The following is a 26,745-nucleotide window of genomic DNA, read 5'->3' as shown; positions in this document are numbered from 1 at the left end:
CGATGGCAGGCAACACGGAGCCGCTTTCGCCGCGCGCCAAGCTGGCCGTGACGGCGGGCAAGGCCGCGGCGGCGGTGTCGCGGGCCGCGGGGCGCGGAAGCGGATCGGTGATCGGGGGCAGGGTCGCACTCAAGCTCGACCCCGATCTTCTGGGCGCGCTGGCGCAGCACCTCGATGTCGTCCTCGTGTCGGCGACGAACGGCAAGACGACGACGACCCGGCTGATCGCGGAGGCCCTGCGGGCCAGCGGGCCGGTCGTCTCCAACGCGCTCGGCGCGAACATGCCCGCGGGCATCACCTCCGCCCTCGCGGGCGGCAGCGACGCCAAGTACGGCGTCATCGAGGTGGACGAGAAGTACCTGGCCGGGGTGGCCCGCGATGTGACGCCGAAGGCGATCGCACTGCTGAACCTCTCCCGCGACCAGCTGGACCGCGCGGCCGAGACCCGGATGCTCGCCGAGAAGTGGCGGGAGGGCCTGGCCGGCTCCAAGGCTGTCATCGTCGCGAACTGCGACGACCCGCTGATCGTGTGGGCGGCCTCGTCCTCGCAGAACGTGGTGTGGGTGGCCGCCGGCCAGGAGTGGAAGGACGACGCCTGGTCGTGCCCCTCCTGCGGCGGTGTGATGCAGCGGCCGGGCGACGACTGGTTCTGCGGCGAATGCGGCTTCCGCCGCCCCATGCCGACCTGGGCGCTCTCCGGCGACCACGTGCTCGACCCGCACGGCAGCGCCTGGCCGATCCACCTCCAGCTGCCCGGCCGCGCCAACAAGGCCAACGCCGCGACCTCGGCGGCCGTGGCCGCCGTGTTCGGCGTACCGCCGCAGGTGGCCCTGGAGCGGATGTACCAGGTGCAGGCGGTGGCCGGCCGGTACGACGTGGTGACCTTCCAGAACCGCCAGCTGCGGCTGCTGCTCGCCAAGAACCCGGCGGGCTGGCTCGAAACGTTTTCCCTGATCGATCCGCCGCCCACGCCGGTGATCCTCTCGGTCAACGCGCGCGGCGCCGACGGCACCGACACCTCCTGGCTGTGGGACGTGGACTACCCGCGGCTGGCCGGGCACCCGATCTTCGTGATCGGTGACCGCAAGCTGGACCTGGCGGTCCGCCTGGAGGTCGCCGGCCTGGACTTCCGGGTCTGCGAGACCCTCGACGAGGCCGTGCAGCTGGCGCCGCCCGGCCAGATCGAGCTGATCGCCAACTACACCGCCTTCCAGGACGTGCGCCGCCGCGTCGGCAACTAGTACCCATCCCTAAGGACAACAGCATGAGCGACAACAGCCTGCGTCTGGTGTGGGTCTACCCGGACCTGCTGAGCACGTACGGAGACCAGGGCAACGCCCTGGTCGTGGAGCGCCGGGCCCGCCAGCGCGGCCTGGACGTCCAGCGCCTGGACGTCCGCAGCGACCAGGCGATCCCCACCTCCGGGGACATCTACCTGATCGGCGGCGGCGAGGACCGGCCGCAGCGGCTGGCCGCGGAGCGGCTGCTGCGGGACGGCGGCCTGGAGCGCGCCGTGTCGAACGGGGCGATCGTGTTCTCGGTCTGCGCCGGGTACCAGATCCTCGGCCAGGAGTTCGTCAACGACATGGGCGAGCGCCAGGCGGGCCTCGGCCTGCTGGACGTGGTGACCGTGCGCGGCGAGGGCGAGCGGTGCGTCGGCGACGTGCTCGCCGACATCGACCCGCAGCTGAACCTGCCGCCGCTGACCGGATTCGAGAACCACCAGGGCGTGACGCACCTGGGCCCGACCGCCCGGCCCTTCGCCCGGACCCGGCTGGGCCGCGGCAACGGCACCGGGGACGGCACCGAAGGCGCCTACAACGACACCGTGTTCGGCACCTACATGCACGGCCCGGTGATGGCCCGCAACCCGCAGATCGCGGACCTGCTGCTGAAGCTGGCCCTCGATGTGAACGCGCTGCCGCCGATCGACGACCGGTGGTACGAGGCGCTGCGCGCGGAGCGCATCGCGGCGGCCACCCAGCCCGCCTGAGCGGGCCCCAGCCCGTCTGAGCACCGGCCCGGTCCCCTGTGGGGGCCGGGCCGATGTCATTTCGTACGACGGATACGACCGGCCTGTGGACGATGGTTCAGTCCACCGCCGATCCGCTTGTAGGGTGACGGGTAGTTCCAACCGGACGACGTGGTCCGGTCGTCGGCCCACGTTGCAAAGGTTCTTCCTGCCATGCGCATTGGTGTGCTCACTTCCGGCGGCGACTGCCCCGGCCTCAACGCCGTCATCCGTTCCGTCGTGCACCGCGCCGTCGTCGACCACGGCGACGAGGTCATCGGCTTCCACGACGGCTGGAAGGGCCTGCTGGAGGCCGACTACCGCAAGCTGGACCTGGACTCCGTCTCCGGCATCCTGGCCGCGGGCGGCACGATCCTCGGCTCCTCCCGGGTGCAGCCCGCCCATCTGCGGGACGGGGTCGAGCGGGCCCGCGGCCATGTCGCCGACCTCGGCCTGGACGCCATCATCCCGATCGGCGGCGAGGGCACCCTGAAGGCCGCCCATCTGCTCTCCCAGGGCGGGCTGCCGATCGTCGGCGTCCCGAAGACCATCGACAACGACATCGCCTCCACCGATGTCACCTTCGGTTTCGACACGGCCGTGGGCGTGGCCACCGAGGCCCTGGACCGGCTGAAGACCACCGCCGAATCGCACCAGCGGGTGATGGTGGTCGAGGTGATGGGCCGGCACACCGGCTGGATCGCCCTGCACTCCGGGATGGCCGCCGGTGCGCACGCCATCGTCGTGCCCGAGCGCCCCTTCGACATCGACGAGCTGACCCGGATCGTCGGCGAGCGCTTCTCGGCCGGCAAGCGGTTCGCCATCGTGGTGGTCGCCGAGGGCGCCAAGCCGCGCGAGGGCTCCATGGAGTTCGAGGACGGCGGCAAGGACATCTACGGCCACGAGCGGTTCGCCGGCATCGGCAACCGGCTGGCGGTCGAGCTGGAGGCCCGGCTCGGCAAGGAGGCCCGCCCGGTCATCCTGGGCCACGTCCAGCGCGGCGGCACCCCGACCGCCTACGACCGGGTCCTCGCCACCCGGTTCGGCTGGCACGCGGTGGAGGCGGCCCACCGGGGCGAGTTCGGCATGCTGACCGCCCTGCGCGGCACGGACATCGTGATGGTGCCGCTCGGCGATGCGGTCCAGACCCTGAAGACGGTGCCGGCCGAGCGGTACGCCGAGGCCCAGAACGTCCTCTGATGTCCCGATGCCGCCCCCGGTCGCAGCAGCGGCCGGGGGCGGCACTACTGTGGTGGGGCGCCACAGTCAAGGGAGTGAACAGATGGATCACAGCGGGCACGGCATGGACATGGAGATGGACCTGCCGCCGTTCACTCTCGGGCGCGGGCTGGAGTTCTCCTTCGACGCCTTCTTCCTGTTCGGCTGCCTGGCGGGACTCGCCCTCTACGGCTGGGGGGTCTTCCGGCTGCGCCGCCGGGGCGACTCCTGGCCGCTGGGACGCACCATCGCGTTCACGGCCGGCGTGCTGAGCATCGCACTGGTGATGTGCACCCGGCTGAACGACTACGGCATGGTCCTGTTCAGCGTGCACATGGTCCAGCACATGATCATCAGCATGATCTCGCCGATCCTGCTGCTGCTCGGCGCCCCCATGACGCTCGCCCTGCGGGCCCTGCCGCCGGCCCCCCGCGGCCACAAGGGACCCCGCGAACTCCTGCTGGCGCTGCTGCACAGCCGGTACATGCGGATCGTCACCCACCCGGCGTTCACCATCCCGATGTTCATCGCCAGCCTCTACGCCCTGTACTTCACCCCGATCTTCGACTTCCTCATGGGCAGCCGGACCGGCCACATCGCGATGATGCTGCACTTCCTCGCCGTCGGCCTGGTCTTCTTCTGGCCGATCATGGGCGTGGACCCGGGCCCGCACCGGCCCGGCTATGTGATGCGGATGCTGGAGCTCTTCGCGGGCATGCCCTTCCACGCCTTCTTCGGCATCGCACTGATGATGGCCAGCGAGCCGATGATCGGTACGTACGCCCATCCGCCGGCCTCGCTCGGCATCGACGCCCTCGACGACCAGCAGTGGGCCGGCGGCATCGCCTGGGCCTTCAGCGAGATCCCCTCGGTGCTGGTGCTGATCGCCCTGGTCTACCAGTGGTACCACTCCGAGCAGCGGGCGGCGAAGCGCGCCGACCGGGCGGCGGACCGCGACGGCGACCGGGAGCTGGAGGCCTACAACGCCTATCTGGCCTCGCTGCAAGCGCGTGGCCAGTAGCGGAGGACCGCCTCCAGGCGCCACCATGGGGCATGACCGGATCCGTTAAGGCGATGGCCGTGCTGACCTTCGCCGCTCTGGTGGCCGTCGCCGCGTATTCGGTGGCGCTCGGCAGCAATGGCTGGCTCTGGTTCGGCTGGGTGGTCCTCGGACTGCTCACGGCCGGCATGGCGGCATCCCGCAGCGGTTGATCCGTTTCGCACAATTGGCCGATTCCCGTCGGCGGACGGATGAACTCCAGGCAACGCCATCCGTACTAGGGGTAACAGGAAGTCCGTGTGATGACCCCGGTGCGTGCCTGGAGGAATCATGGCCAAGGGCGAGGACGACAGTCGGGCCTGCCAGGCCTACGCGGAGATCCTGCAGGAGGTCCGCATCGCCCAGACGGCGGTGCAGTTCCTGCTCGGCTTTCTGATGGCGGTGGCGGTGACACCGCGGTTCGCCGCGTTCCAGACCGCCGACCGCACCATCTACGTCACCTCGCTCGTGCTGGCCTTCGGCTCGGTCGGACTGCTGACCGCCCCGGCCCCGCTGCACCGGCTGTGCGACTCGATGGACAAGGAGTCCCTGGTGCGGATCGCCGGGCGGCTCGCCCTGTGGGGGGTGCTGCTGCTGATGCTGGCCCTGTCGGCGGCCGTCCTGCTGGTCCTCAATCTGGTCGTGGGACTCTCCCTCGCCGGAATCCTCGCCGGCTCCATCCTGGTCTGGCTGGGCGGATTCTGGTTCGCCATGCCCATCTGGCACCGGGTCCGTCAGACTGACCTTCCCGCCCGGTAGAAGGAGAAGACGCCCGGTGTTCTACCACGTGCTCAAGCATGTCCTGCTCGGCCCGCTGCTGCGGCTGCTGTTCCGGCCCCGGATCGAGGGGCTGGAGAACATTCCGGCAGACGGCGCGGCCATCGTCGCAGGGAACCACCTGTCGTTCTCCGATCACTTCCTGATGCCCGCGATCCTCAAGCGGAGAATCACCTTCCTGGCGAAGGCGGAGTACTTCACCGGCAAGGGTCCCAAGGGCCGGCTGACCGCCGCCTTCTTCCGCAGCGTCGGGCAGATCCCGGTGGACCGTTCCGGCAAGGAGGCCGGCCGGGCCGCGATCCGCGAGGGGCTGGGGGTACTGGCCCGGGGCGAGCTGCTCGGGATCTACCCCGAGGGCACCCGGTCCCACGACGGGCGGCTGTACAAGGGCAAGGTGGGGGTGGCCGCGATGGCGCTGGGCGCCGGGGTGCCGGTGGTCCCGTGCGCGATGGTGGGCACCTTCGAGATCCAGCCGCCCGGGCAGGTGGTCCCGAAGATCCGCCGGGTCACCATCCGGTTCGGCCGGCCGCTGGACTTCTCCCGGTACGAGGGCATGGAGGGCGAGAAGGCCGTCCTGCGGGCCGTCACCGACGAGATCATGTACGCGATCCTCGAGCTGTCCGGCCAGGAATACGTCGACCGGTACGCCGGCGAGGTCAAGGCCGAGGCGGAGGCCGCACGGAAGAAGGCCCGGCGCACCGCGCGCTGAGCCTCCTCCCGTCCTCCGCCTCCGGAATCCGGCTGGTACTACCGGGTACTACCGGACGGCCGGCAGCTCCTCGAGCTGAGGCAGCGCCGACGGCGCCGGCGCCGCGCCCTTGGCCTTGGCGGCGGCCGGAGCCGGGGCCACCGGGCCGGCGTGCGGGGCGCAGGTCACGTCATAGGCGTCGACCTTGCCGGTGAGCAGGTAGCGGTCCACCCGGTCGTTGATGCAGGGGTTCTTCAGACCGGTGACCCCGTGCGAGCCCGCGCCCTCCTCGGTGATCAGGCGCGAACCGGCCAGCCGGCGCTGGAGCTCCTTCGCCCCCTCGTACGGGGTGGCCGCGTCCCGCTCGGCCTGGACGATCAGGACCGGCGGCAGCTCGCGCCCGGCACCCACCTCGACCGGCGTGTGCTGCTTGGACTTCCACACCGCACACGGGTAGTTCATCCAGGCGTTGGACCAGGTCAGGAAGGGGTACTCCTGGTGCAGCCGGGTGTTGTCCCGGTCCCACTTCTTCCAGCTGGTCGGCCACTTGGCGTCGGTGCACTCCACCGCCGTGTAGACGGCGTTGCCGTTCTCCGAGGCCGCGTTGCCCGCGGTGTCGCTCATGTCCGGGGCGGCGGCGTCGACCAGCGCCTGGGTGTCGCCGGCCAGGTAGTCGCTCCAGGTCTGGGCGACGGGCACCCAGGAGGAGTCGTAGTACGGGGCGCCCTGGAAGAAGCCGATCAGCTCAGCCGGTCCGACCTTCCCTCCGATCGGGTTGGCCTTGGCGGCGGCGCGCAGTTCACGCCACTTCGCCTCGACCTTCTCCGGGGTGTCGCCGATGTGGAAGCTGGCGTCGTTCTGGGCGACCCAGGCCTTCCAGTCGTCCCAGCGCATCTGGAAGGCGACGTCCTGGTCGAGGTTGGCCTCGTACCAGATCTTCTCCTTCGACGGGTTGACCACGCTGTCCACGATCATGCGGCGGACGTGGCCGGGGAACAGGGTCGCGTAGACCCCGCCGAGGTAGGTGCCATAGGAGACGCCGAGGAAGTTGAGCTTCCTCTCGCCCAGGCCGGCCCGGACCACGTCCAGGTCGCGGGCGGTGTTCGCGGTGGTCATGTGCGGCAGCATCCAGCCGCTGCGCTCCTTGCAGCCGTCCGCGTACTCGGCGGCGAGCTTGCGCTGGGCGCGCTTGTCGGCCTCGCTGTCGGGAACCGGGTCGGCCTTGGGGGCCTTGACGAACTCCTGCGGGTCGATGCAGGAGATCGGGGCGGAGTGCCCGACACCGCGCGGGTCGAAGCCGACGAAGTCGTAGGCCTTGGCGGCGTTGGCCCACAGCGGGTTCTTGGTGGTGACCCGCCGCGGGAAGCGCATACCGGAGCCGCCGGGGCCGCCCGGGTTGTAGACGAGGGCGCCCTGGCGCTCCTCGGTGGTGCCGGTGTTGCCGATCCGGTCGACGGCGATCTCGATCTGCCGGCCGAAGGGCTTGGAGTAGTCGAGCGGTACCTTCACCCAGCCGCACTGGATCGGCTTCTCCAGGCCCCAGTCGGCCGGACAGTCCTTCCAGTCGATGCCGGCGCGCTCGGCCCGGGCGGCGGCGATCTGCACGCCCACGGCTTCCGAGACGGCGTAGGAGCGGCTGTCCGCGCCGGCGGGCGGGGCGAGCAGCAGGCCGGCGCCCAGCACGCCCGCGGTGAGAGTGGCGGCGCTCCCCAGCGCCGCGTTGCGTATCACGTGGTTGTTCCCCCTGCGTCAGGAGCCGCCCGGGGCGGCTCGGTTCGGGTCAGGGAGATCCTTTCGTCTGCGCAGGTCGCGGGACAGGGCTAGGCCTTGTTCTTTGCCAAGCCGATAACCGGAGAGTGATGTACCGCTGACCGGGCGCGGTCGCCTGCTACCAGGCGTAGAGACGGCAGGCCTCGTCGAGGAGTTGACGCAGCCTCAGTCCGTCCGGGGCAAGTGCGGTGACCAGGACGGCCGGTCCGGCGAGCGGGGTGGCGGCGGCGAGCTCCCCGAGCATCCGGGGTGTGGCCGGGGTGGTCTCGAAAGCCGGGTCGACGACCAGGAGTTGGCCCAGGGCGCGGTGCCCGGCGAGGCCCGCGGGGCCGTCCCAGCCGGCGGGTGCGCCGGGCCCGGCGGCGGTCTCCTGGTCCAGCAGCGGGCGCCCGCCGCGCAGTACGGTCAGCCGGCTGCACAGCCGCCCGGGGGCCTCGCCGGTGCGGCCCAGGATCTGCTCCTCGCGGAGCACCAGCCGGGCGCCCGGGGCGAGTTCGGCCCGGGTGGACACCCGCAGGTCGCTGCCGCGCACCGATACGAGCGGCTCGGGCAGCCAGCGCACCGCGGCGTCCCCGTCCAGGGTCAGGTGTACGTCGTACCGGGCGGGTTCGCCGGCCGGGCCGGGCAGGGCAAGGGTGGCGGCGGCCGAGCCGACGGCGAGCCGGGTGCCCGGCCCGGCGGTGGCCCGCAGAGTGAGGTGGTCCCCGCCGAGCGGCCCGCTCATCGCGCCGACCAGGGTGACCGCGGCCTCGGCGCCCTCGCTGCGGGTGCGGCGCAGCGCGAGCGGCCCCTCCCCCGCCAGGACGGGCAGGGCGGTGCCGCCCCGGCCGTCGGCCCGGGCGGTGAGGCGGGCGGTGGCGTGCAGAGCCCGGCCGTTCCGGTGCCGGGCCGCCGTGGTCACCGGGACGCCCAGGCGGCAACCTGCTCGCGTACCCAGGCGGCGACCGGTCCGACGCCGTCCGGGGTGCGCAGGGACTGGAAGACGACGGGGAGCCCGGCCCGCTGTTCGGCGGCGTCGCGGGCCATCCGGTCCAGGTCGGAGCCGACGTGGGGGGCGAGGTCGGTCTTGTTGACCACCAGCAGGTCGGCGGTGGTGACACCGGGGCCGCCCTTGCGGGGGATGTCGTCCCCGCCGGCCACGTCGATGACGAAGATCTGGGCGTCGGCCAGGCCGCGGGAGAAGGTGGCGGTGAGGTTGTCGCCGCCGGACTCCACCAGGATGAGGTCCAGCGGGCCGTGCTCGCGGAAGGCGTCCTCCAGTTCCTCGACGGCCTCCAGGTTGGCGGAGATGTCGTCGCGGATGGCGGTGTGCGGGCAGGCGCCGGTCTCCACCGCGGTGATCCGCTCGGGTGGCAGGACGGCCTCGCGGAGCAGGAACTCGGCGTCCTCGCGGGTGTAGATGTCGTTGGTGACCACGGCCATCGAGAGGGTGGCGCGCAGTTCCCGGCAGAGCGCGGCGACGGTGGCGGTCTTGCCGGAGCCGACGGGGCCGCCGAGCCCGATGCGCAGCGCGCGCCGGGAGCCGTCCGGCCGCAGGGGTGCGGCGCTGTGGGTGTGCCGGTGCGGGAAGGTCACGGCGTGGTCGAGATGCATGGGCAGTCCTTGGGTGGTCGGGTGGCCCCGGGGGCGGTGGCGTGGGTCAGGAGGCGAAGAGGCGTACCGGCCAGTTGGCATGGGCCTCTGCCGCGATGTCCAGGAGGGGCGAGGAGGCCGCGGGAAGGGTGTGCGGGCCGTCCCGGCGGGCCGTGCGGGCGGCTTCGGCGGCCCGGTCGGCGATGGTGTCGAGGTCGGGGGTGAGCCGGGCGAGGACCCCGCTGGCTTCGAAGGGGTCCAGGCCGAGCAGCCGTACGGTGGCGGTGGCCGGGCCGCCGACGGTCTCGTACGCGGCGATGTGGGCGGCGTCGAGCGGGGCGAGGCCTGCTGCGCGGGCGGTGACGCCGAGGACCACGGGCTGGTGGGCGCCGCGCGGGAAGGCGGCGGCCAGGGCGTCCAGTTCGGGGGCGGGCCAGGTGGCGCGGGCGGCCCGCATGAGCTGCCGGCCGAGTTTCCTGGCGGCCAGGCGCAGGGCGGGCGAAGGGGTGCGGGCGTCGGCGGCGGTGTCGAGCTCAGCCGGGTCCAGGCCGAGGGCGGCAGCGGCGGCGATGGCGCCTGCGACGAGTCCGGCGGTGTGCAACCGGCCCCGGCAGAACTCCTCCAGGGAGGCGGCGTCGTGGATGCGGCCGGCCTTGACGGCGGCCTCGGCCCCGCCGGAGTGGGCGTGGCCGCCGGCCGGGAAGCGGCCGTCGGCCAGCACCAGCAGGGCTGCGCGGCTCATCAGAAGAGGAAGTAGCGCTGGGCCATGGGGAGTTCGGCCGCGGGCGCGGGTTCCACGGCCTCCCCGTCGATGGTGACGGTGAAGCTGTCGGGGTCGACCTCCACCCGGGGCATGGCGTCGTTGTTGCGCATGTCGGCCTTGGTCACCTTGCGGGTGCTGTCGATGGCAAGGAACTCCTTGCCCAGGCCGAGCCGTTCGGGCAGGTGGTCCTCGATCGCCGCCTGCGCGGTGAAGTTGACCGAGTTCTGTGCGGGTGCACGTCCGTGGCTGCCGAACATGGGGCGTGGGAGTACGGGCTGCGGGGTGGGGATGGAGGCGTTGGCGTCGCCCATCTGGGCGTAGGCGATCTGTCCGCCCTTGATGACCAGCAGTGGTTTCACCCCGAAGAAGGCCGGATCCCAGAGCACCAGGTCGGCGAGTTTGCCGGTTTCGACGGAGCCGATCTCGCGGGAGAGGCCCTGGGCGACGGCCGGGTTGATCGTGTACTTGGCGACATACCGGCGGGCCCGGTGGTTGTCGGCCGGTCCGTCGCCGGGGAGGGCGCCGCGCCGCTGCTTCATGACGTGGGCGGTCTGCCAGGTCCGCAGGACGACCTCTCCCACCCGGCCCATGGCCTGGGAGTCGGAGGAGATGATCGAGATGGCGCCGAGGTCGTGCAGGACGTCCTCGGCCGCGATGGTGGTGGGCCGGATGCGGGATTCGGCGAAGGCGAGGTCCTCGGGGACGGCCGGGTTGAGGTGGTGGCAGACCATCAGCATGTCGAGGTGTTCCTCGACGGTGTTGAGGGTGTGCGGGCGGGTGGGGTTGGTGGAGCTGGGCAGCACATGAGGCTCGGAGACCACGCTGATGATGTCGGGTGCGTGCCCGCCGCCCGCGCCTTCGGTGTGGTAGGCGTGGATGGTGCGGCCGGCGATGGCGGCGAGGGTGTCGCCGACGAATCCGGCCTCGTTGAGGGTGTCGGTGTGGACGGCGAGCTGGGCGCCGGTCTGCTCACAGACGTCGAGGCAGGCGTCGATGACGGCGGGGGTGGCCCCCCAGTCCTCGTGGATCTTGAATCCGAGGGCTCCGCCGCGCAGTTGGGAGTGCATGGCCTCGCGGGAGGTGGTGTTTCCCTTGCCGAGCAGGCCGATGTTGACGGGGTGGGACTCCAGGGCGGCGAACATCCGGGCGAGGTGCCAGGGGCCGGGGGTGATGGTGGTGGCCTTGGTGCCCTCGGCGGGGCCGGTTCCGCCGCCGACCAGGGTGGTGATCCCGGAGGCGAGGGCCTCGTCGAGGATGGTCGGGGAGATGAAGTGCACATGGGCGTCGATGGCCCCGGCGGTGAGGATCCTCCCGTTTCCGGAGATCACTTCGGTCTCCGGCCCGATCACCAGCTCGGGAGCCACCCCGTCCATCGTGTCCGGGTTGCCGGCCTTGCCGATGCCGGTGATCCGGCCGTCCCGCAGGGCGATGTCGGCCTTGACGATGCCCCAGTGGTCGAGCACCACGGCCCCGGTGATCACGGTGTCGGCGGCGCCCTCGGCGCGGGTGGTGCGGGCCTGGCCCATGGACTCGCGGATCACCTTGCCGCCGCCGAACACGGCCTCGTCACCGGCCCGGCCGGGGCCGCCGGAGAGGTCCTGTTCGATCTCGACGAGCAGGTCGGTGTCGGCGAGCCGGATCCGGTCGCCGACGGTGGGGCCGAACAGTCCGGCGTACACCGGCCGGGAGAGCTCAGCCATCGAGCGGCCCTCCGGTCTCCCCGCGCAGGCCCGGTACGGTGCGCAGGCCGGCCAGCGGGACGAGTTCCACGGCGACCGGGATGCCGGGCTCGAAGCGGACGGCGGTACCGGCCGCGATGTTGAGGCGCAGGCCGCGGGCGGCCGGCCGGTCGAATTCCAGGCCGGGATTGACCTCGGCGAAGTGGTAGTGGGAGCCGACCTGGACGGGCCGGTCGGCAGCGTTGAGCACGGTCAGGCGGGTGACGGGGCGGCCTTCGTTGAGAGCGACCGGCCCGTCCCCGTAAAGGATCTCACCGGGAATCATGCGGGTGTTCCCCTCACGCTCAGACGATCGGGTCGTGGACGGTGACGAGTTTGGTGCCGTCCGGGAAGGTCGCCTCGACCTGGACGTCGTGGAGCATCTCGGGGATGCCCGCCATGACCTGGTCGCGGGTCAGGACGGTACGGCCGGAGGCCATCAGCTCGGCCACGGTCCGCCCGTCGCGGGCGCCTTCGAGGATGTGCGAGGTGATCAGGGCGATCGCCTCAGGGTGGTTGAGCAGCACCCCGCGCGCCCTGCGCTTCTCGGCGACGTCGGCCGCCACGTGGATGAGCAGTCTCTCCTGCTCGTGCGGTGTCAAGTGCACGCGTATCACCCAGTCTCATGGCCATGATCACCACACACCCTGCGGGATCCAGGCGGCCCAGGCTAGGACGCCCGCTTTTCCATCGCGTTAACGCACGTTTCAGGCGAACACCCGGTTCAGCGGCCCGCACACCCCGGCCGGCACTCCGTATACGGCGGAACGCCACCCCTCGCCGGATACGGACCGTACACATTCCGGGACTTGACATCACGCCGCGCCGTCGCCCGTTCGGAGCAGCGGGGGAACGGACGGGATCGAACCCGGACTTGCCGCGCGGGGCCACCCCCCGCTTGCACAACACTGCTGGTCGGGCGGCGGATCACGGGAGTGTCGCAGGCGCGGTACCCGCAACACGCCATAAGGGCCACATAAGTGATGGGCGCGGCACGCGCCCAACAAAAGCCCCAAATCCGGCATTTCCTGGGCCAGTATCCCTCCAGCAACAGACCCGCCCTCCCGGCGGGCCCGACCGAAGGGTTCCGATGTCCGCGTTCAAGACCGCAGTTCCTTCCTCCGTGGGCCGTGCCGGGGTGACCGCCGTGCTCACCCTCGCGGTGGCCGGCGGCACCATGTTCGCCCCGGGCGCCGCTCCGCCCGCCCGGGCCGCGACGGCCCATGCCTGGGAGGCGCTCCGGGTGGCCGCATCCAAACAGGGCGCGCCCTATCAGTGGGGCGCCACGGGGCCGAACCGCTTCGACTGCTCGGGGCTGACCCAGTACTCGTACAAGCGGGCCGGCAAGTCCCTGCCGCGGACCGCGGCCCAGCAGGCCCGCCGCACGAGGCCGATAGTCGCTGGCTCCCGGCAGGAGGGCGACCTGGTCTTCTTCCGGTTCCGGGGACGGGTCTACCACGTGGGCGTGTACGCGGGTGACGACATGATCTGGCACTCCCCCAAGCCCGGCAGCAGGGTCCGGCTGGAGAAGATCTGGACCGACAACGTCAGCTACGGCCGGGTGAGCTGACCCGGCGCCGGACCGTGCTGCCGGGCGGGGGTCAGCAGGGCTGGGATTCCGCGGTGGCGCCGACGGTCCAGGGCAGGGTGATCCACACCGTCTTGCCCCCCTCGGCCGTCGGCGTGACCGACAGCCGGCCGCCCGATTCCGCGGCGAGCCAGCGGATGATCACCATCCCCCGGCCGTTGTCCTGCTGGACGGCGGCCGGCAGCCGTTTGGGCCAGCGCGGATGGCTGTCGGTCACCCCCACCCGGAGCAGCTCCTCGCGCTCCAGCCGGACGTCCACGGTGAAGGTGGGCGACTGGCCGAAGGTGTGCTGGACGGCGTTGGTGGCGAGTTCGGAGACGATCAGCCGGACGGTATCGGCCGTGCCGTGCTCGTCCGGCAGGCCCCATTCGCCGAGCACGTCCGCGACGTAGCGGCGGGCGGCGGACACCGAGGCGGGATCGCTCGGCAGCGTGACGGATGCTTCCTGGTGGTCTGCCATGACGCGCTGTCCCTTTCCCACCGGGGCGGACCCGCCCCGGATCTGTGCTTCGCGCCAGACTGCCACTGTTCGCTCGGCCCCTGCCGCCGTTCCCCAAGATATGCATTTATCTGTCGCTCAAAGCGGTGAACTCTGCTACGAGAGACCGTATTTGGACGGCAGACTGGTGCGAGCTGTGCCGGTGGAAGGGGAGGCGGGTATGCAGCACGGTCCCGCGGTGCGCCGGCGGAAGCTCGGCGAGGAACTGCGTGCGTTGCGCGACCGGTCCGGGCTCACCAGTGGTGAGGCGGCCCGGATCGTGGGATGGCACCAGTCGAAAATCAGCCGGATCGAGACCGGGCGCAGTGGCGTGAAACCGGAGGACGTCCGTCTGCTGCTGGACGCGTACGGAGGCGTGGGCGCCCAGCACCGCGCGCTGCTGGAGGCGCTGTCGGCCTCGGCCGCCGGACCGGCGGGCGGCCGGGAGAACGGGCGCGTCCGCGAGTGGTGGCACGACTACCGGGGGCTGCTGCCGCAGGAGTACCGGGACTTCATCAGCCTGGAGGCGGGGGCCCGGTCGGCCCGGACCGTGGAACTCTCGGTGGTGCCGGGGCTGCTGCAGACCGCCGCATACGCAAAGGCGGTGACCCGGGCGGCGCTCGGCGGGCTGCCGGAGCCGAAGGTGGACGCGCTGGTGGACGTACGGCTGGCCCGGCAGTCGGTGCTCCGGGCGGATCCGCCGCTGGAGCTGAGTGCGGTGCTGGACGAGGCGGTGCTGCGGCGGCAGATCGGCGGGCCGGGGGTGATGACCGAGCAGCTGCGGCACCTGGTGGCCGTGTCCCGGCTGCCCCAAGTACGGCTCCAGGTACTGCCGTTCAGCGTAGGGGGCCATCTCGGCCTGACCGGACCGTTCGTTATTTTCTCATTTCCGAACATCGCCGATCTGGATGTGGTGGTACTCGACCATTTGACGAGTAGCCTCTATCTGGAGCGGAAGGAAGACCTTGACGCATACAGCGCCGCGTTCCGCACCATCCAGGCGCACGCCCTCCCGCCCCAGGACTCGTCGGATCTGATCAGCGTGATCGCTGACGACGCGTAAGGAGGCACCCCCCGTGTCCGCAACCCCCTGCCGCACCAGCGGACTTCCGAACAGCGCGCGGTGGCGGCGGAGCAGCCGCAGCACCGGAATGAACAACTGTGTGGAAGCAGCCGGCCTCGACGGCGGTCTGCTGGCCGTCCGCGACTCCAAGCAGACGGACGGCCCGGTCGTGCTCTTCTCCGCGCCGGCCTGGACCGGCTTCCTCGCCTCGGTCCGGGCGGACGCCCGCTAGAGCGTCTCCCCCAGGTCCGTGGCACCGGCCGGAGCGGTCCGCAGGATCGTTTCGACGGCCCGGGAGATCTCGTCCCCCGTGAGATCGGCCCGAGCGGTCAGCCGCAGCCGGGAAATGCCGTCCGGCACGGACGGCGGCCGGAAGCATCCAACGGACAGTCCTGCCTCGCGACAGTCGGCGGCCCACCGGAGTGCCGCCGAAGGCGACGGGGCCCGCACCGACACCACGGCCGCGTCCGGCCGGGCCGCGGTCAGGCCGGACGCGGTCAGCCGCCCGTACAGCTCGGCGGCCACCGCACGGGCCTGCCCGGCGCGTTCCGGTTCGCGGGCCAGCAGCCGCAGCGACGCCAGTGCGGCACCCGCCGCGGCAGGCGCCAGGCCGGTGTCGAAGATGAAGGTCCGGGCCGTGTTGACCAGGTGCCGGATCACCCTGGCCGGGCCCAGCACCGCGCCGCCCTGACTGCCCAGCGACTTGGACAGGGTCAGGGTCGCCACCACCCCCGGCGCACCGGCGAGGCCCACCGCGTGCAGCGCGCCCCGGCCGCCCTCGCCCAGCACGCCCAGCCCGTGCGCATCGTCCACGACCAGGGCCGCGCCCTCCTCGCGGCAGACCGCGGCGTACCCGGTCAGCGGAGCGGCGTCCCCGTCGACGGAGAAGACCGAGTCGCTGACCAGCAGCGCCCGGGTGCCCGGCGCCCGCGCGGCCAGGCTCTTGCGGGCGGCGTCCGGGTCGGAGTGCGGGACCACCGCGGTCTCGGCCCGGGAGAGCCGGCAGCCGTCCACGATGGACGCATGGTTGCCGGCGTCGGAGACCACCAGGGTGCCGCGACCGCTCAGCGCGGTGACCGCGGCCAGGTTGGCGGCGTAACCGGAGGACAGCACCAGGGCCGCTTCGAACCCGCAGAAGGCGGCGAGCTCCCGCTCCAGCTCGGCATGGAGCTCGGTGGTGCCGGTGACCAGCCTGGAACCGGTGGCTCCGGCACCCCAGCGCTCGGCGGCCTCGCGCGCCCCCCGGATCGTCTCGGGGTGCCGGGTCAGGCCCAGGTAGTCGTTGCTCGCCAGGTCCAGCAGGCCGGAGTCGGCCGGGCGGGGGCGCAGGGTGCGCACGAGGCCGGCCTGCTCCCTTGTCCTGGCCTCGTCGTCGATCCAGGCGAACACGTCCATTGGCTGGTCCTCGCGTTTTGTCGGCTGTCCACAGACCTTCCCCGACCCTAGCCGCCCGCAACCGGTGTGGTTGGTGTGGCGATACACACACTCATCTCAAGCCATCTTGTACGGTCTCTCCTTGGCCGGGAGTGGGGGTGTGGTCCAGGATCGGCCCCATGGACCTGCTGAACACCCTGGTGGACAAGGGGCTGCGGCGTGAGCTGCCGACCCGCGAAGAGGCACTCGCCGTGCTGGCGACCTCCGACGACGACCTGCTCGACGTGGTGGCCGCGGCCGGCAAGGTGCGCCGGCGCTGGTTCGGGCGCCGGGTCAAGCTGAACTACCTGGTCAACCTGAAGTCGGGCCTGTGCCCGGAGGACTGCTCCTACTGCTCCCAGCGGCTGGGCTCGAAGGCGGAGATCCTCAAGTACACCTGGCTGAAGCCGGAGGACGCCTCGAAGGCCGCCGCAGCGGGCGTCGCGGGCGGCGCAAAGCGGGTCTGCCTGGTGGCGAGCGGGCGCGGCCCGACGGACCGGGACGTGGACCGGGTCTCGAAGACCATCGAGACGATCAAGGAGCAGAACGAGGGCATCGAGGTGTGCGCCTGCCTCGGCCTGCTCTCCGACGGCCAGGCGGAACGGCTGCGCGACGCGGGCGCGGACGCCTACAACCACAACCTCAACACGTCCGAGGCGACGTACGGGGACATCACGACCACCCACACCTACGCGGACCGGGTGGACACGGTGCAGAAGGCGCACGCGGCCGGCCTGTCGGCCTGCTCGGGCCTGATCGCGGGCATGGGCGAGAGCGACGAGGACCTGGTCGACGTCGTCTACTCGCTGCGCGAGCTGGACCCGGACTCGGTGCCGGTGAACTTCCTCATCCCGTTCGAGGGCACCCCGCTGGCCAAGGAGTGGCACCTCACCCCGCAGCGCGCCTTGCGGATCCTCGCGATGGTGCGGTTCGTCTGCCCCGACGTCGAGGTCCGGCTGGCCGGCGGACGCGAGGTGCACCTGCGCACCCTCCAGCCGCTCGCCCTGCACCTGGCCAACTCCATCTTCCTGGGCGACTACCTCACCAGCGAGGGCCAGGCCGGCCAGGCCGACCTGGACATGATCGCGGACGCCGGGTTCGAGGTCGAGGGCGCCGGTACGACGACGCTGCCCCAGCACCGGTCCGAGGCGGGCGCGGAGGCCGGCGCGGGCGCGGGCCCGGCGGGCGGCGGCTGTGGATCGCACGGTGCGGGCGGTGCGGGCGGCTCGCTCTGCGGCTCGGCCGCGGGCGGTGCGGCGGCGGACGCGGGCTGTGGCTCCGGCTGCGGGGGCTGCGGCTCCCACGCGGCGGCGCAGGCTCCGCAGCAGCAGCCGGCCCAGGCCGGGGCTGCGCAGGAGGCGCCGGCGCAGGCCGCGCCCGGCGAGGTGCGTCCCGACCTGGTGGCGGTGCGCCGCCGCGGCGCCGGAACGGAGCTCGCGCCCAATGCCTGACCTGCCTGACCGGTACCAGCCGCTGCCGGCCGAGGAGCTCCTCGCGCTCGACCGGCAGCACGTCTGGCATCCGTACGGGCCCATGCCGGGGCGGCAGGAGCCGATGGTGGTGGCCTCCGCCTCGGGGGTCCGGCTGCACCTGGCCGCCCCGGTGCACGGGCAGCAGGAGCTGGTCGACGGCATGTCCTCCTGGTGGTCGGCCATCCACGGCTACAACCACCCGGTGCTCAACGAGGCCGTCACCACGCAGCTGGGCCGGATGTCCCACGTCATGTTCGGCGGGCTCACCCACGAGCCCGCCGTCCGGCTGGCCGCCAAGCTGGTCGAGATCACCCCGGCCGGTCTGGAGCACGTCTTCCTCTCCGACTCCGGTTCGGTGTCGGTCGAGGTCGGCATCAAGATGTGCCTCCAGTACTGGCGTTCGGTGGGGCAGCCGGCCAAGACCCGGCTGCTGACCTGGCGCGGCGGCTACCACGGCGACACCTGGCAGCCGATGTCGGTGTGCGATCCCGAGGGCGGGATGCACGAGATGTGGTCGGGGGCGCTGCCGCAGCAGGTCTTCGCGGACGCCCCGCCCGGCGGCTACGACGCCCCGGTCGATCCGGCGTACGTCGCACACCTGCGCGAGGTGATGGCCCGGCACGCCGGCGAACTGGCCGCGGTGATCGTGGAGCCGGTGGTCCAGAACGCGGGCGGGATGCGCTTCCACAACCCCGGCTATCTGCGGGTGCTGCGCGAACTGTGCGACGAGTACGGGCTGTTGCTCGTACTGGACGAGATCGCGACCGGATTCGGGCGGACCGGCACCCTGTTCGCGGCGGACCACGCCGGGATCACCCCGGACGTGCTGTGCGTGGGCAAGGCGCTGACCGGCGGGTACCTGACGATGGCGGCCACGCTGTGCACCTCCCGGGTGGCGGACGGCATCTCGCAGGGCGAGGTGCCGGTGCTGGCGCACGGGCCGACGTTCATGGGTAATCCGCTGGCCGCCTCGGTGGCCCTGGCCTCGATCGAGCTGCTGCTCGGCCAGGACTGGGCGCAGGAAGTGAAGCGGATCGAGACCGGTCTGCGGGACGGGCTGGCGGCGGCTGCCGAGGTGCCGGGGGTCCGGGACGTCCGGGTGCTGGGCGGCATCGGGGTGGTCCAGCTGGACCACGATGTGAACATGGCGGCTGCCACGGCGGCGGCGGTCCGGGAAGGCGTGTGGCTGCGCCCGTTCCGCGACCTGGTCTACACGATGCCGCCGTTCGTGACCTCGGACCGGGATCTGGCCCGGATCTGCCGTGCGGTGTGCGCGGCGGCGCGGGAAGGCTGAGATGGCTGTCGTGGTGGTGTCCGGGACGGGCACCGAGATCGGAAAGACCGTGGTCACCTCGGCGGTTGCGGCTCTGGCCGCGGCCGGGGGCCGTTCGGTGGCGGTGCTCAAGCCCGCGCAGACGGGTGTGGCCCCGGGCGAGCCCGGGGACGCGGCCGAGGTGGTGCGGCTGGCCGGGCCGGGGGTGACCGCCGCCGAACTGGCCCGCTACCCGGAGCCCTTGGCCCCGGACACCGCCGCCCGGCGCTCCGGGCTGCCGACGGTCGGGCCGCAGGAGATCGCGGAGGCGGCCGAGAAGCTGGCCGCCTCGCACGATCTGGTCCTGGTTGAGGGCGCCGGCGGGCTGCTCGTACGGTTCGACGAGGCGGGGCACACCCTGGCCGACGCGGCGCGGCTGCTGGGCGCGCCGGTGCTGGTGGTGGCCGCGGCCGGGCTCGGCACGCTGAACACGACCGCGCTGACCGCCGAAGCGCTGCGGGCGCGGGGACTGGAGTCGCCGGGCGTGGTGGTGGGCAGCTGGCCGGCCGAGCCGGACCTGGCCTCCCGCTGCAACCTGGCGGACCTGCCGGCGGTCTCGGGGCTGCCGCTCCTGGGCGCCGTACCGGACGGGGCGGGTGCGCTGGCTCCGGCGGAGTTCCGGGCGGGCGCGGGGGCCTGGCTGGGGCCGGTGCTGGGGGGCGGCTGGTCGTCGGCGGAGTTCCTGCGGCGCTGGCCGGCGTAGGGCCGGGCGGGCGGCCGGGCGGCCGGGGGCGAGCCGGTCGGGTTTCTGCAGGCACGGCGGCGGGGGAAGACTGACGGCAGGAGTCCGTCCGCTTCGAGGAGGTCCGGTGCCATGCCCCTGCGAGCGAACCGGCCGCTGCCACCGGATGCCGTCCACCATCCCCTCTTCGCCCGGTTCTACGCCCGGCTGAGCGTGCAGGCCGACACCCGCGGCGGGGTCGCCGGACTGCGGGGGGAGCTGCTGGCCGGGCTGTCCGGCCGGGTCATCGAGATCGGGGCGGGCAACGGCCTGAACTTCGCCCACTACCCGCGGGCCGTCTCCGAGGTGGTCGCGGTGGAGCCCGAGCGGACCCTGCGCCGGCTGGCGGCGGAGGCGGCGCTGCGCGCGGAGGTCCCGGTGGACGTGGTGCCCGGTGCGGCGGAGGCGCTCCCGGTGAAGAGCGAGGCCTTCGACGGGGCGGTGGCCTCGCTGGTGCTGTGCACCGTACGGGACCTGCCGCGGGCCCTGGCCGAGCTGCACCGGGTGCTCCGGCCGGGTGCGGAGCTGCGGTTCTTCGAGCACGGCGTGGCCCCCGGGCGCGGTATGGCGACCGTCCAGCGGGCCCTGGACCGGACGGTGTGGCCACGTCTGTTCGGCGGCTGCCACACCGCGCGGGACGCGCCCGCCGCGATCGAGGCGGCCGGGTTCCGGATCACCGCGCGGCGGGCCTTCCGGCTGCCGGAGCGCGGACCCGCGCTGCCCACCTCGTACTGCGTGATCGGCACGGCCCGCCGCGAGTTCGGGGAGCTGCCGGCTTAGGCCGTCGGGAAGGGCTTCACCCAGCGGCGCCAGCGGTCCTCGCGGTGGTAGCCGGCCGCGGTCCAGGTCCGGTGGGCCCGCTCGTTGGCCTCCAGCACCATCGCATCGCCGCGTCGCCCGCCGGCCGCGCGGAAGCGCTGCTCGGCGGCGTCGAGGAGGCGGGTCGCGATGCCCTGGCGGCGGTGGGAGGGCAGGACGGCCAGCCGGTAGAGGGAGCAGCGCCAGCCGTCGTAGCCCGCGATGACGGTACCGACGATGCGTCCGCCCGCCTCGGCGAGGATCAGCGCCTGGGGGTCGCGGCCGATGAGGCCGGTCACTCCGGCGAGGTCGTCCGTGATGGATTCCCCCTCGGCCGCCTCCTTCCAGAAGCGGAGGACGTCCTCGGCATCGGCCGGGTCTGCGGTCCGGATCAGTGGCTCGATCATGGCCGGAAGCGAAGCACGGCCGGTCGCCGGCGGGCCACCGAATTCCGTACCGCGAGACCGGCTGCACCGCCGCTTTGCCCGTCCTTTACCATGTGGGGACACCGTTACCCGTGGTGCACCCGTACGTCCGAAGGAAAGGTGTGAGCGTCCGCCCATGGACGAGCCTCCCAGTACCCGACATCGCGCATCTGTTCCCCGCCTGGCTGATCATTGGACGGAGGTGAACCGATGACCGAAGTGCTTCTGCTCGTACTGGCGCTCCTGCTCTGCCTTGCCTGCGGCGTGTTCGTCGCGGCCGAGTTCTCGCTGACCACGGTCGAGCGCAGCGATCTGGAGCGGGCCGTGGAGCGCGGCGAGCGCGGGGCCGAGAGTGCCCTGACGGCCGTCCGGAGCCTGACCTTCCAGCTGTCCGGCGCCCAGCTCGGCATCACCGTCACCGGCCTGGTCATCGGCATGATCTCCAAGCCCTCGATCGCCGCCCTGCTCAAGGGCCCGTTCGAGGCCATGGGCCTGTCCAGCGGTGCCGCCTCGTCCACCGCCCTGGTCCTGGGCACGGTGCTGTCGACCGTCGTCCTGATGGTCGTCGGCGAGCTGGTGCCCAAGAACTGGGCGATCTCCTCGCCGCTGGCCATCGCCAAGCGGGTGGCCACCCTGCAACGGGTGTTCAGCCGTGCCTTCAGGCCGCTGATCGGCCACCTCAACACCACAGCGAACCACACGGTGCGCCGGTTCGGCCTGGAGCCGGCCGAGGAGCTGGCCTCCGCGCGGACCCCGGAGGAGCTGGTCGCGCTGGCCCGGCACTCGGCAAAGGCGGGCGCGCTCGAGAAGGACACCGCCGAGCTGTTCGTACGGACCCTGAACCTGGCCGATCTGACCGCGGAGAACGTGATGACCCCCCGGGTCCAGGTGACCGCCCTGGACGTGCAGACGACGGCGGAGGACGTGGCGAACGCGACCATGGCCACCGGCCTGTCCCGGTTCCCGGTCTACCGGGGCGGCCTGGACTCGGTGGTCGGCACCGTCCACATCAAGGACGTACTGGCCCTGCCGGCCGCCGAGCGGCGCCACCGCCCGGTCTCCCAGCTGCTGCGTGCACCCCTGCTGGTGCCGGAGTCGCTGACCGTGGACCGGCTGCTGGACCGGCTGTCCGGGAAGCAGACCATGGCCGTGGTCATCGACGAGTACGGCGGCACGGCCGGGGTCGTCACCCTGGAGGACATCGTCGAGGAAGTGGTCGGCGAGGTGCGGGACGAGCACGATCCGCATGAGACCTCCGACCTGGCCCCGGCCGGCACGGACGCCGCCGGACGCCGGCTCTACTCGGCGGACGGCGCTGCGCGTACCGACCAGCTGGAGCGGATCGGACTGCGGGTGCCGGACGGCCCGTACGAAACCCTGGCCGGGCTGATAGCGACCGGGCTGGGCCGGATCCCGGCGGTCGGCGACAGCCTCGAGCTGGGCGGCTGGCAGCTCGACGTGGTCGATGCCGGCGGGCGGCGGGCCGCACGCGTGCTGCTGCACGCGCCCGTGGAGTCCGAGGGCGGAAGCCACGACGGTGCGCACGGTGCGGAGGGGGCCCGATGACCGCGGTCCAGTTGCTGATCGGCCTGGCGACCCTGGTCGTCAACGCCTTCTTCGTCGGCGCGGAATTTGCGCTGATCTCGGTCCGGCGCAGCCAGATCGAACCGTACGCCGAGAAGGGCGAGCGGCGGGCCCGCAGTGTGCTGTGGGGCCTGGAGCACCTGTCGGCGCTGATGGCGGCGGCACAGCTGGGCATCACCCTGTGCACCCTGGTGCTGGGTGTGGTGGCCGAGCCCGCCATCGCCCATCTGCTGACCCCGCTCTTCGACCTGGTCGGCGTCCCGCACGGGCTCACCCACCCGATCTCCTTCGTGGTGGCGCTGGCCCTGGCGACGTACCTGCACATGCTGTTCGGCGAGATGGTGCCGAAGAACGTGGCGCTGGCCGAGCCGGTGCGCACGGCGCTGCTGCTGGGTCCGCCGCTGGTGACGCTGACCCGGGCGCTGCGGCCGGTGATCTTCGCGATCAACGCCTTCGCCAACAGCCTGCTGCGGCTGCTGCGGGTGGAGGTCAAGGACGAGGTCTCCGCGACCTTCACGGACGACGAGCTGGCCCGGATGGTGAAGGACTCCCGCGATGCCGGGCTGCTCGACGGCCGGGCCGGCGAGCGGCTGCACGATGCGCTGGAGCTGGGCAGGCGGCCGGTGACGGATGTGGTGCTGCCGGCGGGGAAGGTGGTGACGGCCCGGTTGGGCATCACCCCCGAGCAGCTGGAAAGGCTCTCCGGGTCCTCGGGGTACTCGCGCTTCCCGGTGGTCGACGACCAGCGCATGATCCTGGGATACCTGCACGTCAAGGACGCCCTGGACGCAATGGCCCGGGACGAGCCGTTCCCGCCGCCGGCGCTGCGGCCGATCGCCCAGGTCCGGGCGGACACCCCGCTGGACGACGTGCTGACCGCGATGCGGCGCAGCAGGACGCATCTGGCGGCGGTCCTGGGCGCGGACGGGGCCATGACCGGGCTGGTGACCATGGAGGACGTGCTGCGGGAGCTGTTCGGCAAACAGGCCTGACCCTCGCCCCCCGTGCCGGGCCGACTGCGCGGTAACATCGCTCCGCCATGGAGATGAATGCGTCCTACACCAGTTTTGTCGCGGTCGGCGACTCCTTCACCGAGGGCATGTCGGACGGGCTGCCGGACGGCTCCTACCGGGGGTGGGCCGATCTGCTGGCAGCCCGGCTGGCGGCCCGGGAGCCGGGCTTCCGGTACGCCAACCTCGCCGTCCGGGGAAAGCTGATCGGGCAGATCGTGGAGGAGCAGGTCGGTGCGGCTGCCGCGATGCGCGCCGATGTGGTCACCCTGGTGGGCGGCCTGAACGACGCGCTGCGCCCCAAGGTGGACATGGGGCGGGTCCGGGGCCATCTGGAGGAGGCCGTGGAACGGCTGGCGCCGTCCTGCCGGCAGCTGGTGCTGATGCGTTCGCCGGGCCGCAACGGCCCGGTGATGGAACGCTTCCGGCCGCGCATGGAGGAGCTCTTCACGGTCGTGGAGGAGCTCGCCGCCCGGCACGGGGCCCTGGTGGTCGACCTGTACGGGGCGCCGGTGCTCGGCGACCCCCGGCTCTGGGACGTCGACCGGCTGCACCTGACCGGTGAGGGGCACCACCGGGTGGCGGAGGCCGTCTGGCAGACCCTCGGCCTGCCCCCGGCCGAGGACTGGCGGGCCGAACTGCCGCCCGGCCGGCCCTCGGGCTGGGCGGTCCGGCGGACCGAGGACCTCCGGTTCGCCCGGCGGCATCTGCTGCCGTGGATCGGCCGCCGTCTGACGGGGCGCTCCTCGGGCGACGGACGGCCGGCGAAGCGTCCGGACCTGCTTCCCCTCTCGTAGCAATCCACAACCCGGGACGGGCCCCGGACCTGCGTAAACCCACAGCTGTGCGGCCAGTAGAATCCCTTGACGTGACTGCCAAGCCCCGCATCCCCAATGTCCTGGCCGGCCGCTACGCTTCCCCGGAGCTCGCCGTCCTGTGGTCCCCCGAGTACAAGGTGACCCTGGAGCGGCGGCTCTGGCTCGCCGTGCTGCGCGCCCAGAAGGACCTCGGTATCGAGGTCCCGGACGACGCCCTGGCCGACTACGAGCGCGTCCTCGAGCAGGTCGACCTCGCCTCCATCGCCGAGCGCGAGAAGGTCACCCGGCACGACGTGAAGGCCCGGATCGAGGAGTTCAACGCCCTCGCCGGACACGAGCACGTCCACAAGGGCATGACCTCCCGCGACCTCACCGAGAACGTCGAGCAGCTCCAGATCCGGCTCTCCCTGGAGCTGGCCCGGGACCGCACGGTCGCCGTCCTCGCCCGCCTGGGCAAGCTGTCCGGCGAGTACGCCGAGCTGGTCATGGCCGGCCGGTCGCACAACGTCGCCGCGCAGGCCACCACCCTGGGCAAGCGCTTCGCGACGGCCGCCGACGAGCTCCTGGTCGCCTACGGCCGCCTGGAGGACCTGCTGGGCCGCTACCCGCTGCGCGGGATCAAGGGCCCGGTCGGCACCGCCCAGGACATGCTGGACCTGCTCGGCGGCGACGCCGCCAAGCTGGCCGACCTGGAGCAGCGGATCGCCGCCCACCTCGGCTTCGCCCACGCCTTCACCTCGGTCGGCCAGGTCTACCCCCGCTCTCTCGACTACGACGTGACGACCGCGCTGGTGCAGCTGGCCGCCGCCCCGTCCTCGATCGCCAAGACCATCCGCCTGATGGCCGGGCACGAACTCGTCACCGAGGGCTTCAAGCCGGGCCAGGTCGGCTCCTCGGCCATGCCCCACAAGATGAACACCCGCTCCTGCGAGCGCGTGAACGGCCTGATGGTCATCCTGCGGGGCTACGCCTCGATGACCGGCGAGCTGGCCGGCGACCAGTGGAACGAGGGCGACGTCTCCTGCTCGGTGGTCCGCCGGGTGGCCCTGCCCGACGCCTTCTTCGCCTTCGACGGCCTGCTGGAGACCTTCCTGACCGTCCTCGACGAGTTCGGCGCCTTCCCGGCCGTCGTCGCCCGCGAACTGGACCGCTACCTCCCCTTCCTGGCCACCACCAAGGTCCTGATGGGTGCCGTGCGCGCGGGTGTGGGCCGCGAGGTGGCCCACGAGGTCATCAAGGAGCACGCGGTGGCCTCCGCCCTCGCCATGCGCGAGCAGGGTGCCGAGCGCAACGAGCTGCTGGCCAAGCTGGCCGCCGACGAGCGGATCCCGCTGGACCGGTCGCAGCTCGACGCGCTGATGGCCGACAAGCTGTCCTTCACGGGCGCGGCGGGCGACCAGGTCGCCACCGTGGTCTCCCGGATCGAGGAGATCGCCAAGCAGCACCCGGAGGCCGCCGGCTACACCCCGGGGTCGATCCTCTGAGCCCCCTGACGCCCGAGGAGCTGAACGCCGCCCGTGACCGCGTCCTGCCGGACGTGGTGGCGGGCGGTCTCCGCGTGCTGTTCTGCGGTATCAATCCGGGTCTCCTCTCCGCCGCGACGGGCCACCACTTCGCCCGCCCCGGCAACCGCTTCTGGCCGGTGCTGCACCTGTCGGGCTTCACCCCCCGCCGGCTGGCCCCCGCCGAACAGGAGGAGCTCCTCACCCACCGCCTCGGCCTCACCAATGTGGTGGCCCGGGCCACCGCGCGGGCGGACGAGCTCTCGGCGGAGGAATTCCGCGAGGGCGGCCGGATCCTGACGGCCAAGGTGCAGCTCCTGCGCCCGCAGTGGCTGGCCGTGGTGGGCGTGACCGCCTACCGGACCGCCTTCGGCGACCGCCGCGCCGCCATCGGCGAGCAGCCCCGCACCATCGGCTCCACCCGCATCTGGGCCCTCCCCAACCCCAGCGGCCTCAATGCCCACTGGACCGCCGAAACCATGGCCCAGGAATACGCCCGCCTGCGCGCCGCAGCGGAGACGGACACCCCTCTCTAGGGCGGGTCGATCACGGTGACCGCGGCCATCAGCTGCGGGGAGTGATCGGCACCCCAGTGAGCGGTGTAGAGGGCCACCCACCGGTCCTGGGCCCGCCACAGGTGGATGTGTCCGGCCGTGGCGCACACCTCCTGCCAGGGTTGCGGCAGTTCCTCGCCCGCTCCGGTCCGGGCCAGCAGGCCGTGGAGGCCGAACACCTGCGGTGTCCCCCAGCGGTCCGTCAGTCGTTCGGCCAACGCCCCGTGCTCCGCCGACAGCTGTTCCTCTCCGGCAAGCCGGTCGGCCGCGTCCTCGTCCCCGTACCACCGGCTTCCGCCGAGCTCGGCGAGGTGGTATCCGGGCCCGCTGACGACCGGCCCCGACCGGCCTCGGACCGCGGGGAACTCGCGCGTCCGGAGCCGGTCGATCGTCTCTAGATGCTCTGCCGTGGTCATACCGTCAGTATCCCGGCCACCACTGACAACTGGCG

30 protein-coding genes are annotated in these 26,745 nt (G+C 72.4%); 19 read left to right on the top strand and 11 right to left on the bottom strand.

Going from position 1 to position 26,745, the window contains the following annotated elements; genetic code table 11:
* The first annotated feature begins 2 nt into the window (after positions 1 to 2).
* The 7 genes from DEJ50_RS29105 to DEJ50_RS29080 all read left to right on the top strand — a co-directional run bounded on the left by DEJ50_RS29105 (position 3) and on the right by DEJ50_RS29080 (position 5,754).
* Positions 3 to 1,241, top strand: coding sequence for a MurT ligase domain-containing protein (locus DEJ50_RS29105; protein WP_150211044.1), 1,239 nt, complete (start codon positions 3 to 5; stop codon positions 1,239 to 1,241).
* A 23-nt stretch (positions 1,242 to 1,264) separates the two neighbouring features.
* Positions 1,265 to 1,993 carry a type 1 glutamine amidotransferase gene (locus DEJ50_RS29100; protein WP_150211043.1) on the top strand — a complete coding sequence of 243 codons (729 nt, stop codon included), beginning with the start codon at positions 1,265 to 1,267 and terminating at the stop codon, positions 1,991 to 1,993.
* Positions 1,994 to 2,185: 192 nt separating this feature from the next.
* Positions 2,186 to 3,211 (top strand): 6-phosphofructokinase, encoded by a 1,026-nt coding sequence (locus DEJ50_RS29095; RefSeq protein ID WP_150211042.1) that lies wholly within the window; start codon positions 2,186 to 2,188, stop codon positions 3,209 to 3,211.
* Between the two features lie 82 nt (positions 3,212 to 3,293).
* Positions 3,294 to 4,250 (top strand): cytochrome c oxidase assembly protein, encoded by a 957-nt coding sequence (locus tag DEJ50_RS29090; protein ID WP_150211041.1) that lies wholly within the window; start codon positions 3,294 to 3,296, stop codon positions 4,248 to 4,250.
* 32 nt (positions 4,251 to 4,282) lie between these two features.
* Positions 4,283 to 4,441: a hypothetical protein gene (locus tag DEJ50_RS34145; protein WP_190344751.1), complete on the top strand. Its 159-nt coding sequence runs from the start codon at positions 4,283 to 4,285 to the stop codon at positions 4,439 to 4,441.
* A 118-nt stretch (positions 4,442 to 4,559) separates the two neighbouring features.
* A complete protein-coding gene (locus tag DEJ50_RS29085; protein ID WP_150211040.1) occupies positions 4,560 to 5,027 on the top strand; it encodes a DUF6328 family protein in 468 nt (155 codons plus the stop codon).
* Positions 5,028 to 5,043: 16 nt separating this feature from the next.
* Positions 5,044 to 5,754, top strand: coding sequence for a lysophospholipid acyltransferase family protein (locus tag DEJ50_RS29080; RefSeq protein ID WP_150211039.1), 711 nt, complete (start codon positions 5,044 to 5,046; stop codon positions 5,752 to 5,754).
* A gap of 48 nt (positions 5,755 to 5,802) precedes the next feature.
* On the opposite strand, the gene DEJ50_RS29075 is transcribed toward DEJ50_RS29080, so the two are convergent.
* The 7 genes from DEJ50_RS29075 to DEJ50_RS29045 form a co-directional block, all read right to left on the bottom strand.
* Positions 5,803 to 7,464, bottom strand: a complete 1,662-nt coding sequence (locus tag DEJ50_RS29075) for an alpha/beta hydrolase (protein ID WP_150211038.1) — start codon at positions 7,462 to 7,464, stop codon at positions 5,803 to 5,805.
* Between the two features lie 157 nt (positions 7,465 to 7,621).
* Positions 7,622 to 8,404 (bottom strand): urease accessory protein UreD, encoded by a 783-nt coding sequence (locus DEJ50_RS29070; RefSeq protein WP_223837944.1) that lies wholly within the window; start codon positions 8,402 to 8,404, stop codon positions 7,622 to 7,624.
* Complete coding sequence (ureG, locus tag DEJ50_RS29065) at positions 8,401 to 9,096, bottom strand: urease accessory protein UreG (RefSeq protein WP_150211037.1); 696 nt, start codon at positions 9,094 to 9,096, stop codon at positions 8,401 to 8,403. Before ureG ends, DEJ50_RS29070 begins: the two co-directional genes overlap by 4 nt.
* 46 nt (positions 9,097 to 9,142) lie before the next feature.
* Positions 9,143 to 9,817 carry an urease accessory protein UreF gene (locus DEJ50_RS29060; RefSeq protein ID WP_150211036.1) on the bottom strand — a complete coding sequence of 225 codons (675 nt, stop codon included), beginning with the start codon at positions 9,815 to 9,817 and terminating at the stop codon, positions 9,143 to 9,145.
* Positions 9,817 to 11,538 carry an urease subunit alpha gene (locus DEJ50_RS29055; RefSeq protein ID WP_150211035.1) on the bottom strand — a complete coding sequence of 574 codons (1,722 nt, stop codon included), beginning with the start codon at positions 11,536 to 11,538 and terminating at the stop codon, positions 9,817 to 9,819. The genes DEJ50_RS29060 and DEJ50_RS29055 overlap by 1 nt, the downstream gene beginning before the upstream one ends.
* Positions 11,531 to 11,842 carry an urease subunit beta gene (locus DEJ50_RS29050; RefSeq protein WP_150211034.1) on the bottom strand — a complete coding sequence of 104 codons (312 nt, stop codon included), beginning with the start codon at positions 11,840 to 11,842 and terminating at the stop codon, positions 11,531 to 11,533. Before DEJ50_RS29050 ends, DEJ50_RS29055 begins: the two co-directional genes overlap by 8 nt.
* A 19-nt stretch (positions 11,843 to 11,861) precedes the next feature.
* Positions 11,862 to 12,164, bottom strand: a complete 303-nt coding sequence (locus DEJ50_RS29045; protein WP_150211033.1) for an urease subunit gamma — start codon at positions 12,162 to 12,164, stop codon at positions 11,862 to 11,864.
* A 482-nt stretch (positions 12,165 to 12,646) separates the two neighbouring features.
* On the opposite strand from DEJ50_RS29045, the gene DEJ50_RS29040 reads away from it, so the two are divergent.
* Entirely contained in the window at positions 12,647 to 13,126 is a 480-nt protein-coding gene (locus DEJ50_RS29040) for a C40 family peptidase (RefSeq protein ID WP_150211032.1), read from the top strand.
* Positions 13,127 to 13,157: 31 nt separating this feature from the next.
* Here DEJ50_RS29040 and DEJ50_RS29035 read toward each other — a convergent pair whose 3' ends face one another.
* Positions 13,158 to 13,604 (bottom strand): ATP-binding protein, encoded by a 447-nt coding sequence (locus DEJ50_RS29035; protein WP_150211031.1) that lies wholly within the window; start codon positions 13,602 to 13,604, stop codon positions 13,158 to 13,160.
* A gap of 199 nt (positions 13,605 to 13,803) precedes the next feature.
* Between DEJ50_RS29035 and DEJ50_RS29030 the strand changes: the two genes are divergently transcribed.
* A complete protein-coding gene (locus DEJ50_RS29030; protein WP_150211030.1) occupies positions 13,804 to 14,685 on the top strand; it encodes a helix-turn-helix domain-containing protein in 882 nt (293 codons plus the stop codon).
* A gap of 13 nt (positions 14,686 to 14,698) precedes the next feature.
* On the top strand, positions 14,699 to 14,917 hold the full coding sequence (locus tag DEJ50_RS29025) for a DUF397 domain-containing protein (protein WP_150211029.1): 219 nt from the start codon (positions 14,699 to 14,701) through the stop codon (positions 14,915 to 14,917).
* Here the strand turns inward: DEJ50_RS29025 and DEJ50_RS29020 are convergent.
* The gene (locus tag DEJ50_RS29020; protein ID WP_150211028.1) at positions 14,914 to 16,080 is read right to left on the bottom strand and encodes an 8-amino-7-oxononanoate synthase; all 1,167 of its coding nucleotides are present in this window, start codon (positions 16,078 to 16,080) and stop codon (positions 14,914 to 14,916) included. The two genes, DEJ50_RS29025 and DEJ50_RS29020, sit on opposite strands and share 4 nt — an antisense overlap.
* A gap of 158 nt (positions 16,081 to 16,238) precedes the next feature.
* Here DEJ50_RS29020 and bioB point away from each other — a divergent pair, with 158 nt between their 5' ends.
* From bioB to DEJ50_RS29000, 4 genes are all read left to right on the top strand, one after another.
* Positions 16,239 to 17,549 (top strand): biotin synthase BioB, encoded by a 1,311-nt coding sequence (gene bioB / locus DEJ50_RS29015; protein WP_150211027.1) that lies wholly within the window; start codon positions 16,239 to 16,241, stop codon positions 17,547 to 17,549.
* Positions 17,542 to 18,864: an adenosylmethionine--8-amino-7-oxononanoate transaminase gene (locus DEJ50_RS29010; RefSeq protein WP_150211026.1), complete on the top strand. Its 1,323-nt coding sequence runs from the start codon at positions 17,542 to 17,544 to the stop codon at positions 18,862 to 18,864. The genes bioB and DEJ50_RS29010 overlap by 8 nt, the downstream gene beginning before the upstream one ends.
* A gap of 1 nt (position 18,865) precedes the next feature.
* Positions 18,866 to 19,585 carry a dethiobiotin synthase gene (bioD, locus tag DEJ50_RS29005; protein ID WP_150211025.1) on the top strand — a complete coding sequence of 240 codons (720 nt, stop codon included), beginning with the start codon at positions 18,866 to 18,868 and terminating at the stop codon, positions 19,583 to 19,585.
* Positions 19,586 to 19,696: 111 nt separating this feature from the next.
* Positions 19,697 to 20,383 (top strand): class I SAM-dependent methyltransferase, encoded by a 687-nt coding sequence (locus DEJ50_RS29000; protein ID WP_150211024.1) that lies wholly within the window; start codon positions 19,697 to 19,699, stop codon positions 20,381 to 20,383.
* Here DEJ50_RS29000 and DEJ50_RS28995 read toward each other — a convergent pair.
* Positions 20,380 to 20,808 carry a GNAT family N-acetyltransferase gene (locus DEJ50_RS28995; RefSeq protein WP_150211023.1) on the bottom strand — a complete coding sequence of 143 codons (429 nt, stop codon included), beginning with the start codon at positions 20,806 to 20,808 and terminating at the stop codon, positions 20,380 to 20,382. The genes DEJ50_RS29000 and DEJ50_RS28995 overlap by 4 nt on opposite strands.
* A 228-nt stretch (positions 20,809 to 21,036) precedes the next feature.
* Here DEJ50_RS28995 and DEJ50_RS28990 point away from each other — a divergent pair, with 228 nt between their 5' ends.
* The 5 genes from DEJ50_RS28990 (at position 21,037) to mug (ending at position 26,276) form a co-directional block, all read left to right on the top strand.
* Positions 21,037 to 22,392 (top strand): hemolysin family protein, encoded by a 1,356-nt coding sequence (locus tag DEJ50_RS28990; protein ID WP_150211022.1) that lies wholly within the window; start codon positions 21,037 to 21,039, stop codon positions 22,390 to 22,392.
* Positions 22,389 to 23,402, top strand: coding sequence for a hemolysin family protein (locus DEJ50_RS28985; protein ID WP_150211021.1), 1,014 nt, complete (start codon positions 22,389 to 22,391; stop codon positions 23,400 to 23,402). Before DEJ50_RS28990 ends, DEJ50_RS28985 begins: the two co-directional genes overlap by 4 nt.
* A gap of 47 nt (positions 23,403 to 23,449) precedes the next feature.
* On the top strand, positions 23,450 to 24,217 hold the full coding sequence (locus DEJ50_RS28980; RefSeq protein WP_150211020.1) for an SGNH/GDSL hydrolase family protein: 768 nt from the start codon (positions 23,450 to 23,452) through the stop codon (positions 24,215 to 24,217).
* A gap of 71 nt (positions 24,218 to 24,288) precedes the next feature.
* On the top strand, positions 24,289 to 25,722 hold the full coding sequence (gene purB / locus DEJ50_RS28975) for an adenylosuccinate lyase (RefSeq protein ID WP_150211019.1): 1,434 nt from the start codon (positions 24,289 to 24,291) through the stop codon (positions 25,720 to 25,722).
* 5 nt (positions 25,723 to 25,727) lie between these two features.
* A complete protein-coding gene (gene mug / locus DEJ50_RS28970; protein ID WP_150212422.1) occupies positions 25,728 to 26,276 on the top strand; it encodes a G/U mismatch-specific DNA glycosylase in 549 nt (182 codons plus the stop codon).
* Here the strand turns inward: mug and DEJ50_RS28965 are convergent.
* Positions 26,273 to 26,710, bottom strand: a complete 438-nt coding sequence (locus tag DEJ50_RS28965) for a hypothetical protein (RefSeq protein ID WP_150211018.1) — start codon at positions 26,708 to 26,710, stop codon at positions 26,273 to 26,275. The genes mug and DEJ50_RS28965 overlap by 4 nt on opposite strands.
* Positions 26,711 to 26,745: the final 35 nt, after the last annotated feature.

The organism is Streptomyces venezuelae (assembly GCF_008642295.1).
Lineage (GTDB): Bacteria > Actinomycetota > Actinomycetes > Streptomycetales > Streptomycetaceae > Streptomyces > Streptomyces venezuelae_C.
This window is presented reverse-complemented; position numbering and strand designations above follow the sequence as displayed.